The organism is Streptomyces sp. NPDC101194, from assembly GCF_044767885.1.
Classification (GTDB): Bacteria; Actinomycetota; Actinomycetes; order Streptomycetales; family Streptomycetaceae; genus Streptomyces.
Genome location: NZ_JBIWOS010000002.1, coordinates 521,977 through 531,172, shown reverse-complemented (window position 1 = coordinate 531,172; position 9,196 = coordinate 521,977). Strand labels below are relative to the sequence as shown.

The following is a 9,196-nucleotide window of genomic DNA, read 5'->3' as shown; positions in this document are numbered from 1 at the left end:
GGGGGTGTGTATCTGCCCCGGGGCGGGGCCCCTGACGGCAGCGCGGGGGGCGGGGGGGGGGCTACCCACACGATCCCCCCAAACCCGGCGGCGGCCCCCCCCCGGCCCCCCCCCCCCGACTGTACGAGTACTGCGGGATCTGACCCTCAGGCCTTCTCGGACCCGAGAGCCTCCATCGCCCGCTCGGTCACCTCGGTGACCTTGCCGAGCGCGGAGATGGTGACCACCAGGTTCTGGGCCCTGTAGTAGTCGATGATCGGCTCGGTCTGCGTGTGGTAGACCTCCAGCCGGGTGCGGACCGTGTCCTCGGAGTCGTCGTCGCGCTGGTACAGCTCGCCGCCGCAGACGTCGCAGACGCCTTCGGCCTTCGGCGGGTTGTACGTCACGTGGAAGACGTGCGCGCTGTCGTTGCGGCAGATCCGGCGACCCGCGATCCGCTTGACGACCTCGTCCTCGGGGACCTCCAGGTCGAGAACCGCGTCCAGCTTCACGCCCTCGTCCTTGAGCATCGCGTCAAGAGCCTCGGCCTGACCCACATTGCGCGGGAAGCCGTCCAGCAGGAAGCCGTTCACGGCGTCCGGCTGGGACATGCGGTCCTTGGCCATCGCGATGGTGACCTCGTCCGGCACCAGCTGCCCCGCGTCCATGTAGGCGCGGGCCTGCTTACCAAGGTCGGTGCCCTGGCTGATGTTGGCGCGGAAGAGATCGCCCGTGGAGATGTGCGGAATCGACAGGTTCTTGGCAAGGTACGCAGCCTGCGTTCCCTTGCCGGCACCGGGCGGCCCGACGAGGACGATTCGCATCAGCGGAGGAACCCTTCGTAATTGCGCTGCTGGAGCTGACTCTCGATCTGCTTCACGGTCTCCAGACCCACACCCACGATGATGAGGATGCTCGTCCCGCCGAACGGGAAGTTCTGGTTAGCGCCACCGAAGCCTGCCAACGCCATCGTCGGCACCAGAGCGATCAGACCCAGGTACAGCGAGCCCGGCCAAGTGATCCTGTTGAGCACGTAGCTCAGGTACTCGGCAGTAGGTCGACCAGCCCGGATACCCGGGATGAACCCACCATACTTCTTCATGTTGTCGGCGACTTCCTCGGGGTTGAACGAAATCGCCACATAGAAGAAGGCGAAGAAGACGATCAACAGGAAGTACGCCGTGATGTAGTACGGGTGGTCGCCCTTGACGAAGTTGTCCTTGATCCAGGTCGCCCAGCCTGCCGTGGAGTTGGAGAACTGGACGATCAGGGCGGGAATGTAGAGCAGCGAAGAAGCGAAGATGACGGGAATCACACCCGCCTGATTCACCTTCAGCGGAATGTACGTCGAGGTACCGCCGTACGACCTGCGGCCGATCATGCGCTTCGCGTACTGCACCGGGATACGGCGCTGGGCCTGCTCGACGAAGACGACGAGGCCCACCATCACGAAGCCGATCAGGATGACGGTGCCGAACTCGATCCAGCCGTCGGCCAGCTTGCCGCTGGTCTTGATGGCCCACAGGGCGCCGGGGAAGCTGGCAGCGATCGAGATGAACATCAGGATCGACATGCCGTTGCCGATGCCGCGGTCGGTGATGAGCTCACCGAGCCACATGACGGCGGCGGTGCCCGCGGTCATGGTGATCACCATGACGATGGTGGTGAAGATCGACTGGTTCGGCACGATCTGGTCGGCGACCGGGCAGCCGCTGAAGAGCGCGCCGCTGGTGGCGGTGGCCACCAGGCCGGTGCCCTGGAGGATGGCGAGCGCCACGGTCAGATAACGCGTGTACTGCGTGATCTTGGCCTGACCGGACTGCCCCTCCTTCTTGAGCGCCTCAAGTCGGGGAATGACCACGGTCAGCAGCTGGAGAATGATGCTGGCCGTGATGTACGGCATGATGCCGAGCGCGAAGATCGTGATCTGCAGCAGTGCACCACCGCTGAACATGTTCACCAGGCCGAAGAGGCTGTTGTTGCCCTTGCTGGCCTGATCAACACAGGTCTGGACGTTCTCGTAGCTCACTCCCGGTACGGGGATGTGCGCCCCGAGCCGGTAGATCACGATGATGCCGAGCGTGAAGAGCAGCTTCTTGCGCAGGTCGGGCGTCTTGAACGCCCGGGCGAACGCGGTGAGCACGGTGCCTCCTGCGACCCCCGCGCAATGCGTAGAGGTGACGGTCTTGAGGATCGACGAATACGTAACGGTCAAAAATCCGCGGGCGGGTGCCCGAGGGGTTACCACACAACAACGCACGCCACCTTACCGGCGACCATGCCCACCTAGGAACGACCAACCGGGGATGCCCCAAATGAGAGGCATCCCCGGTCGGATGTTCAGGCCATCGAGTTGTCTCAGACGAGCTCGGTGACGGTACCGCCGGCGGCGGCAATCTTCTCCTTGGCGGAGCCGGAGACGGCGTCAACCGAAACCTGCAGCGCCACGGAGATCTCGCCCTGTCCGAGGACCTTGACGAGGTGGTTGTTGCGCACCGCACCCTTGGCGACCAGGTCGGCCACGGTGACCTCTCCACCCTCGGGGTAGAGCGTCGCGAGCTTGTCCAGGTTCACGACCTGGTACTCGGTGCGGAACGGGTTCTTGAAGCCCTTGAGCTTCGGGAGACGCATGTGGAGGGGCATCTGCCCACCCTCGAAGCGCTCCGGAACCTGGTAGCGGGCCTTGGTGCCCTTGGTGCCACGACCGGCGGTCTTACCCTTGGACGCCTCACCACGACCCACACGGGTCTTGGCGGTCTTGGCGCCCGGGGCGGGCCGGAGGTCATGGGCCTTCAGCGGCTTGTTCTCCGCCATGTCAGTCGACCTCCTCAACCGTCACGAGGTGGCGGACGGTGTGAGCCATGCCGCGGAACTCGGGACGGTCCTCCTTGACGACCACGTCGTTCAGGCGCTTGAGCCCGAGCGAACGCAGCGTGTCGCGGTGGTTCTGCTTGCTGCCGATGTACGACTTCGTCTGCGTGATCTTGAGGCGAGCCATTACGCACCCGCTCCCGCACGCGCACGAAGCAGGGCCGCGGGGGCGACGTCCTCGAGCGGCAGACCACGGCGGGCCGCGATCTCCTCGGGACGCTGCAGGCCCTTGAGGGCCTCCACGGTCGCGTGCACGATGTTGATCGCGTTGTCGGAGCCGAGCGACTTCGACAGGATGTCGTGAACGCCGGCGCACTCCAGAACGGCGCGCACCGGGCCACCGGCGATCACACCGGTACCGGGGGAAGCAGGCTTCAGCAGGACGACGCCCGCAGCCTTCTCGCCCTGGATCGGGTGAGGAATGGTGCCCTGGATGCGCGGAACCTTGAAGAAGTTCTTCTTGGCCTCTTCCACGCCCTTGGCGATGGCCGCGGGAACTTCCTTGGCCTTGCCGTAGCCGACACCGACGGTGCCGTCACCATCGCCCACCACGACCAGCGCGGTGAAGCTGAAGCGACGACCACCCTTCACAACCTTGGCGACGCGGTTGATCGCGACGACGCGCTCGACGTACGCGGTCTTCTCGGCGGCAGCTGCGCCGCCGTCACGGCCCTTCCGGTCCCGCCGCTCGCCGCCACCGGCACCGCTTCCGCGGCGCTGGGGTCCAGCCATTGGATTTACCTCTCTCTGTTACGTCCGCTGTGCGTAGGAACCGGGGCTTAGAACTTCAGCCCGGCTTCACGGGCGGCGTCAGCCAGAGCGGCAATCCGCCCGGCGTACTGGTTACCACCGCGGTCAAACACGACGGCCTCGACGCCTGCGGCCTTGGCGCGCTCAGCGACCAGGGCGCCGACCTGCTTGGCCTGGGTGCTCTTGTCGCCCTCGCCACCACGGATGGAGACGTCCAGGGTCGACGCCGACGCGAGCGTGTGGCCCGCGATGTCGTCGATGACCTGAGCCACCATGTGGCGGTTGGACCGCGTCACGACCAAGCGCGGACGCTCCGGCGAACCGGAGATGTGCTTGCGGACGCGGATGTGGCGACGCTTGAGGGCGGCACGCTTGTAGGCGTCGCCCTTGGCGATCTTCACGCCGTATGCCATGGCTACTTACCAGCCTTTCCGACCTTGCGGCGGATGACCTCGCCGGCGTACTTGACGCCCTTGGCCTTGTACGGGTCAGGCTTCCGCAGCTTGCGGATCTTGGCCGCGGTCTCGCCGACCTTCTGCTTGTCGATGCCCTCGACGGAGAACTTCGTGGGGGACTCCACCTTGAAGGTGATGCCCTCCGGGGCCTCGATCAGGATCGGGTGGCTGTAGCCCAGGGCGAACTCCAGGTTGGAGCCCTTCGCCTGGACGCGGTAACCGACACCGCTGATCTCGAGCGCCTTGGTGTATCCCTGGGTCACACCGGTGATCATGTTCGCCACCAGCGTGCGGGACAGGCCGTGAAGGGCCTTGTTCTGACGCTCGTCGTTCGGGCGGGTGACGCTGAGGAAGCCGTCCTCACCCTTGGTGACCTCGATCGGCGACGCGACGGTGTGCGTGAGGGTGCCCTTGGGGCCCTTCACCGCGACCGTGCGGCCATCGATGGTGACGTCCACACCGGCGGGAACCTGGATGGGGAGCTTGCCGATTCGCGACATGAGCTATTCCTCCGTTCCCGACTACCAGACGTAGGCGAGGACTTCCCCACCTACGCCCTTCTTCTGAGCCTGCTGGCCGGTCAGGAGACCGTGGGACGTGGAGATGATCGCCACGCCCAGGCCGCCGAGGACCTTCGGCAGATTGGTGGACTTTGCGTAGACACGCAGACCCGGCTTCGAGATGCGCTTGATGCCGGCGATCGAACGCTCGCGGTTCGGGCCGAACTTCAGCTCCAGGACGAGGTTCTTGCCGACCTCGGCGTCCTCGACCTTCCAGCCGGTGATGAAGCCCTCCTGCTGGAGGATCTCCGCGATGTGCGACTTGATCTTGCTGTGCGGCATCACGACGGAGTCGTGGTATGCCGAGTTCGCGTTACGCAGACGCGTGAGCATGTCTGCGATGGGATCAGTCATGGTCATGAATTGGCCTTCGGCCTCTCTCGCCGGGGTTTCCTGTATGCGCCATCCCTCTCCCCACTCAGAGGCAGGACGGGTGCGGTGCGGGGACCTACGGCGTAGTAAGTCGGTCTAGGGCGGCAGGCGCCCAACCCCACAAGCCTACGGCATGTGAGGCCGGACTCCTGCCGACCAGATGCTTACCGAGAGCTTCCGTCAATTCCCAACGCCCGGAGGGCGAAGGAGAATTACCAGGAGCTCTTGGTCACGCCCGGCAGCTCGCCACGGTGAGCCATCTCACGAAGGCACACGCGGCACAGGCCGAACTTGCGGTAGACGGAGTGGGGCCGGCCGCAGCGCTGGCAGCGGGTGTACCCGCGAACGCCGAACTTCGGCTTACGGGCGGCCTTAGCGATCAGAGCCTTCTTCGCCACGGTCAGTTCTCCTTGAACGGGAAGCCGAGGTGACGAAGGAGGGCACGACCCTCGTCGTCATTGGTCGCCGTGGTGACCACGGTGATGTCCATGCCCCGGACCCGGTCGATCTTGTCCTGGTCGATCTCGTGGAACATGACCTGCTCCGTGAGACCGAAGGTGTAGTTGCCACGGCCGTCGAACTGCTTCGGCGACAGACCACGGAAGTCACGGATACGCGGCAGCGCGAGCGACAGCGTACGGTCCAGGAACTCCCACATCCGGTCACCGCGCAGGGTGACGTGGCAGCCGATCGGCTGGCCCTCGCGCAGCTTGAACTGCGCGATGGACTTGCGGGCCTTGGTGACGGCCGGCTTCTGGCCGGTGATCGTGGTGAGGTCGCGCACGGCGCCGTCGATCAGCTTGGAGTCGCGGGCGGCGTCGCCCACACCCATGTTGACCACGATCTTGACCAGGCCGGGGATCTGCATGACGTTCTCGTAGGAGAACTCCTCACGCAGCTTGCCGGCGATTTCCTCGCGGTACTTCGTCTTCAGACGCGGAGTGGTGGTGGTAGCCATCAGATGTCCTCACCCGTCCGCTTGGCAACGCGGATCTTGTTGCCTTCGTCGTCGAAGCGGTAACCGACGCGCGTGACGACCTTGTTGCCGTCCTTCTCCACGACGAGCTGAACGTTGCTCACGTGGATGGGGGCCTCGGTCGTGACAATGCCACCGGTCTGCGAACCGCGAGCGGTCTGGCCGGCCTTGGTGTGCTTCTTGACCCGGTTGACACCCTCGACGAGGACGCGGTCCTGAGCGGGGTAGGCCACGATGACCTTGCCCTGCTTGCCCTTGTCCTTACCGGTGATGACCTGAACCAGGTCGCCCTTCTTGATCTTCATGCTTACAGCACCTCCGGCGCGAGCGAGATGATCTTCATGAACTTCTTCTCGCGCAGTTCCCGGCCCACCGGGCCGAAGATGCGGGTGCCGCGGGGGTCACCGTCGTTCTTCAGAATGACGGCGGCGTTCTCGTCGAAGCGGATGTACGAGCCATCCTGACGGCGACGCTCCTTGACGGTGCGAACGATGACGGCCTTGACGACGTCACCCTTCTTCACGTTGCCACCGGGGATCGCGTCCTTGACGGTGGCGACGATGACGTCACCGATGCCCGCGTAGCGGCGACCCGAACCACCGAGAACACGGATGGTGAGGATTTCCTTCGCACCCGTGTTGTCGGCGACGCGAAGTCGCGACTCCTGCTGGATCACGTCTATCTCCTGATCGTCTGCCGGTTCCCGGTGGGGGCCACTCCGTCACCGGAGCGGACCCCACCGAGCCTGGCGGAACCTGCCTGAGGGGAATGCCCCTCAGGAATTACTTGGCCTTCTCGAGGATCTCGACGACGCGCCACCGCTTCGTGGCGGACAGCGGCCGGGTCTCCATCAGGAGGACGCGGTCGCCGACGCCGGCGGCGTTCTGCTCGTCGTGCGCCTTGAGCTTGTTCGTACGGCGGATGACCTTGCCGTACAGCGCGTGCTTGACCCGGTCCTCGACAGCGACGACGACGGTCTTGTCCATCTTGTCGCTGACGACCAGACCCTCACGGGTCTTGCGGAAACCGCGGTCGGTGTTCGTCTCAGTCACAGTCTTCTCGCTCATCAGACGCTCTCCACCGTCTCGATGCCCAGCTCGCGCTCGCGCATCAGGGTGTAGATCCGGGCGATGTCCTTACGGACGGACTTGAGCCGACCGTGGTTCTCGAGCTGCCCGGTCGCCGCCTGGAAGCGGAGGTTGAACAGCTCTTCCTTGGCCTCGCGGAGCTTGTTGAGCAGCTCCTCGTTGCCCAGCTCGCGCAGCTCGGACGCCTTGGTTCCGGCCGACATCACGCCTCACCTGCCTCGCGCCGAACGATGCGGCACTTCATCGGAAGCTTGTGAGCAGCGCGGGTGAGCGCCTCACGAGCAATCTTCTCGTTCGGGTAGGACAGCTCGAACATCACCCGACCCGGCTTGACGTTCGCGATCCACCACTCGGGAGAACCCTTACCGGAACCCATGCGGGTCTCGGCCGGCTTCTTCGTCAGGGGACGGTCCGGGTAGATGTTGATCCAGACCTTGCCGCCACGCTTGATGTGACGGGTCATCGCGATACGAGCTGCCTCGATCTGACGGTTCGTCACGTACGCCGGGGTCAGCGCCTGGATGCCGTACTCGCCGAACGCAACCTGCGTGCCACCCTTGGACATACCGCTGCGCTTCGGGTGGTGCTGCTTGCGGTGCTTGACCCTACGGGGGATCAGCATTTCGGTCAGGCCTCCGTTCCGGTGCTCTCAGCAGCCGGAGCGGCAGCGGCGGGAGCCTCGGCCTTGGGGGCCTCGGCAGCCGGAGCCGACTGCTGCTGCGGCTTGCGACCGCGACCGCCACGCTCGCCACCACGGCCACCGCGGCCGGCCGGGCGGTCAGCGCCGCCACGGGCCGGACGGTTGCCGGCGCGGGCAGCGGCGTTCTCGGCGCGGACCTCGGCGATGTTCTTGACGTCGCCCTTGTAGATCCAGACCTTCACGCCGATGCGGCCGAAGGTCGTCTTGGCCTCGAAGAAGCCGTAGTCGACGTTCGCGCGGAGCGTGTGCAGGGGCACACGGCCCTCGCGGTAGAACTCCGAGCGGGACATCTCGGCGCCGCCGAGGCGGCCACCGCACTGGATCTTGATGCCCTTGGCGCCGGCCTTCATCGAGCTCTGCATGCTCTTGCGCATGGCACGACGGAAGGAGACGCGGGAGGAGAGCTGCTCGGCGACGGCCTGGGCCACCAGCTGAGCGTCGACCTCGGGGTTCTTGACCTCGAGGATGTTCAGCTGGACCTGCTTGCCGGTCAGCTTCTCCAGCTCGCCACGGATGCGGTCGGCCTCGGCGCCGCGGCGACCGATGACGATGCCCGGGCGGGCGGTGTGGATGTCAACGCGGACGCGGTCGCGGGTGCGCTCGATCTCGACCTTCGAGATGCCGGCCCGCTCCATGCCCTTCGTCATCATGCGACGAATGGCGACGTCTTCCTTGACGTAGTCCTTGTACAGCTTGTCGGCGTACCAACGGGACTTGAAGTCCGTGGTAATGCCGAGCCGGAACCCGTGCGGGTTTACCTTCTGGCCCATTACCGGGTTCCTTCCTTGCTGCTGACGACCACGGTGATGTGGCTGGTCCGCTTACGGATCCGGTAGGCACGGCCCTGAGCACGCGGACGGAACCGCTTCAGGGTCGGGCCCTCGTCCACGTACGCCTCGCTGATGACCAGCGAAGAGGCGTCGGTGTGGTCGTAGTTGTGTGCGGCGTTGGCAATGGCGCTGTCCAGCACCTTGCCAACCGGCACGCTCGCGGCCTGCGGGGCGAAACGCAGGACCGCCTGAGCCTCCGTGGCATCCATGCCACGGATGAGGTCCACCACGCGGCGGGCCTTCATGGGCGTGACGCGGATGTACCGCGCCTGGGCCCTGGCTTCCATGGTTGTCCCTTCGGTGTAAGTCATGAGTCGTTCCACTCCGCGATTAGCGGCGCTTCGACTTCCGGTCGTCCTTGACGTGGCCGCGGAAGGTGCGAGTCGGCGAGAACTCGCCGAGCTTGTGGCCGACCATCGACTCGGTGACGAACACCGGGACGTGGATCTTGCCGTTGTGCACCGCGATGGTGTGACCCAGCATGGCCGGGACGATCATCGAGCGACGGGACCAGGTCTTGATGACGTTCTTGGTGCCTGCCTCGTTCTGTACGTCCACCTTCTTGATGAGGTGGCCGTCGACGAAGGGCCCCTTCTTGAGACTGCGCGGCATCTA

The 9,196-nt window shown here is 65.3% G+C and carries 18 protein-coding genes; all 18 read right to left on the bottom strand.

Translation table 11 applies throughout. The features are described 5' to 3' along the window. Nucleotides 1-146: 146 nt before the first annotated feature. Complete coding sequence (locus ACIRP2_RS09150; RefSeq protein ID WP_404248041.1) at nt 147-803, bottom strand: adenylate kinase; 657 nt, start codon at nt 801-803, stop codon at nt 147-149. Then, the gene (secY, locus tag ACIRP2_RS09145; RefSeq protein ID WP_351078026.1) at nt 803-2,122 is read right to left on the bottom strand and encodes a preprotein translocase subunit SecY; all 1,320 of its coding nucleotides are present in this window, start codon (nt 2,120-2,122) and stop codon (nt 803-805) included. Before secY ends, ACIRP2_RS09150 begins: the two co-directional genes overlap by 1 nt. A gap of 215 nt (nt 2,123-2,337) precedes the next feature. Continuing rightward, nucleotides 2,338-2,793 (bottom strand): 50S ribosomal protein L15, encoded by a 456-nt coding sequence (gene rplO, locus ACIRP2_RS09140; RefSeq protein WP_018550610.1) that lies wholly within the window; start codon nt 2,791-2,793, stop codon nt 2,338-2,340. Nucleotide 2,794: 1 nt separating this feature from the next. Continuing rightward, complete coding sequence (gene rpmD, locus ACIRP2_RS09135) at nt 2,795-2,977, bottom strand: 50S ribosomal protein L30 (protein WP_030914154.1); 183 nt, start codon at nt 2,975-2,977, stop codon at nt 2,795-2,797. Then, a complete protein-coding gene (rpsE, locus tag ACIRP2_RS09130) occupies nt 2,977-3,582 on the bottom strand; it encodes a 30S ribosomal protein S5 (protein ID WP_072485533.1) in 606 nt (201 codons plus the stop codon). The genes rpmD and rpsE overlap by 1 nt, the downstream gene beginning before the upstream one ends. Before the next feature lie 47 nt (nt 3,583-3,629). Beyond that, nucleotides 3,630-4,013, bottom strand: a complete 384-nt coding sequence (gene rplR / locus ACIRP2_RS09125) for a 50S ribosomal protein L18 (protein WP_093540756.1) — start codon at nt 4,011-4,013, stop codon at nt 3,630-3,632. 2 nt (nt 4,014-4,015) lie between these two features. Then, nucleotides 4,016-4,555 (bottom strand): 50S ribosomal protein L6, encoded by a 540-nt coding sequence (gene rplF / locus ACIRP2_RS09120; RefSeq protein ID WP_266747962.1) that lies wholly within the window; start codon nt 4,553-4,555, stop codon nt 4,016-4,018. A 21-nt stretch (nt 4,556-4,576) separates the two neighbouring features. Then, the gene (gene rpsH / locus ACIRP2_RS09115) at nt 4,577-4,975 is read right to left on the bottom strand and encodes a 30S ribosomal protein S8 (protein WP_005313538.1); all 399 of its coding nucleotides are present in this window, start codon (nt 4,973-4,975) and stop codon (nt 4,577-4,579) included. Nucleotides 4,976-5,199: 224 nt separating this feature from the next. Next, entirely contained in the window at nt 5,200-5,385 is a 186-nt protein-coding gene (locus tag ACIRP2_RS09110; RefSeq protein ID WP_003948630.1) for a type Z 30S ribosomal protein S14, read from the bottom strand. Between the two features lie 2 nt (nt 5,386-5,387). Then, the gene (rplE, locus tag ACIRP2_RS09105) at nt 5,388-5,945 is read right to left on the bottom strand and encodes a 50S ribosomal protein L5 (protein ID WP_189544134.1); all 558 of its coding nucleotides are present in this window, start codon (nt 5,943-5,945) and stop codon (nt 5,388-5,390) included. Beyond that, a complete protein-coding gene (rplX, locus tag ACIRP2_RS09100; RefSeq protein WP_003966949.1) occupies nt 5,945-6,268 on the bottom strand; it encodes a 50S ribosomal protein L24 in 324 nt (107 codons plus the stop codon). Before rplX ends, rplE begins: the two co-directional genes overlap by 1 nt. A 2-nt stretch (nt 6,269-6,270) precedes the next feature. Further along, nucleotides 6,271-6,639 (bottom strand): 50S ribosomal protein L14, encoded by a 369-nt coding sequence (gene rplN, locus ACIRP2_RS09095; protein ID WP_003966950.1) that lies wholly within the window; start codon nt 6,637-6,639, stop codon nt 6,271-6,273. Nucleotides 6,640-6,745: 106 nt separating this feature from the next. Then, entirely contained in the window at nt 6,746-7,030 is a 285-nt protein-coding gene (gene rpsQ / locus ACIRP2_RS09090; protein WP_030977953.1) for a 30S ribosomal protein S17, read from the bottom strand. Next, nucleotides 7,030-7,254 carry a 50S ribosomal protein L29 gene (gene rpmC / locus ACIRP2_RS09085; protein ID WP_014047786.1) on the bottom strand — a complete coding sequence of 75 codons (225 nt, stop codon included), beginning with the start codon at nt 7,252-7,254 and terminating at the stop codon, nt 7,030-7,032. The genes rpsQ and rpmC overlap by 1 nt, the downstream gene beginning before the upstream one ends. Next, nucleotides 7,254-7,673 carry a 50S ribosomal protein L16 gene (rplP, locus tag ACIRP2_RS09080; RefSeq protein WP_072485538.1) on the bottom strand — a complete coding sequence of 140 codons (420 nt, stop codon included), beginning with the start codon at nt 7,671-7,673 and terminating at the stop codon, nt 7,254-7,256. Before rplP ends, rpmC begins: the two co-directional genes overlap by 1 nt. Nucleotides 7,674-7,678: 5 nt before the next feature. Then, complete coding sequence (gene rpsC / locus ACIRP2_RS09075) at nt 7,679-8,521, bottom strand: 30S ribosomal protein S3 (protein ID WP_093540760.1); 843 nt, start codon at nt 8,519-8,521, stop codon at nt 7,679-7,681. Then, complete coding sequence (rplV, locus tag ACIRP2_RS09070; RefSeq protein WP_004571827.1) at nt 8,521-8,868, bottom strand: 50S ribosomal protein L22; 348 nt, start codon at nt 8,866-8,868, stop codon at nt 8,521-8,523. The genes rpsC and rplV overlap by 1 nt, the downstream gene beginning before the upstream one ends. 43 nt (nt 8,869-8,911) lie before the next feature. Then, entirely contained in the window at nt 8,912-9,193 is a 282-nt protein-coding gene (gene rpsS / locus ACIRP2_RS09065; protein WP_003966956.1) for a 30S ribosomal protein S19, read from the bottom strand. Nucleotides 9,194-9,196 lie beyond the last annotated feature (3 nt).

Coding starts and splice junctions, on each gene's coding strand:
- rpsS (WP_003966956.1), bottom strand. CDS start 9,193: ATGCCGCGCAGTCTCAAGAAGGGGCCCTTCGTCGACGGCCACCTCATC.
- rplO (WP_018550610.1), bottom strand. CDS start 2,793: ATGGCGGAGAACAAGCCGCTGAAGGCCCATGACCTCCGGCCCGCCCCG.
- ACIRP2_RS09150 (WP_404248041.1), bottom strand. CDS start 803: ATGCGAATCGTCCTCGTCGGGCCGCCCGGTGCCGGCAAGGGAACGCAG.
- rpsH (WP_005313538.1), bottom strand. CDS start 4,975: ATGACCATGACTGATCCCATCGCAGACATGCTCACGCGTCTGCGTAAC.
- rplF (WP_266747962.1), bottom strand. CDS start 4,555: ATGTCGCGAATCGGCAAGCTCCCCATCCAGGTTCCCGCCGGTGTGGAC.
- rpmC (WP_014047786.1), bottom strand. CDS start 7,254: ATGTCGGCCGGAACCAAGGCGTCCGAGCTGCGCGAGCTGGGCAACGAG.
- rplP (WP_072485538.1), bottom strand. CDS start 7,673: ATGCTGATCCCCCGTAGGGTCAAGCACCGCAAGCAGCACCACCCGAAG.
- rplV (WP_004571827.1), bottom strand. CDS start 8,868: ATGGAAGCCAGGGCCCAGGCGCGGTACATCCGCGTCACGCCCATGAAG.
- rpmD (WP_030914154.1), bottom strand. CDS start 2,977: ATGGCTCGCCTCAAGATCACGCAGACGAAGTCGTACATCGGCAGCAAG.
- rpsQ (WP_030977953.1), bottom strand. CDS start 7,030: ATGAGCGAGAAGACTGTGACTGAGACGAACACCGACCGCGGTTTCCGC.
- rpsC (WP_093540760.1), bottom strand. CDS start 8,521: ATGGGCCAGAAGGTAAACCCGCACGGGTTCCGGCTCGGCATTACCACG.
- rplR (WP_093540756.1), bottom strand. CDS start 4,013: ATGGCATACGGCGTGAAGATCGCCAAGGGCGACGCCTACAAGCGTGCC.
- rplX (WP_003966949.1), bottom strand. CDS start 6,268: ATGAAGATCAAGAAGGGCGACCTGGTTCAGGTCATCACCGGTAAGGAC.
- rplE (WP_189544134.1), bottom strand. CDS start 5,945: ATGGCTACCACCACCACTCCGCGTCTGAAGACGAAGTACCGCGAGGAA.
- rpsE (WP_072485533.1), bottom strand. CDS start 3,582: ATGGCTGGACCCCAGCGCCGCGGAAGCGGTGCCGGTGGCGGCGAGCGG.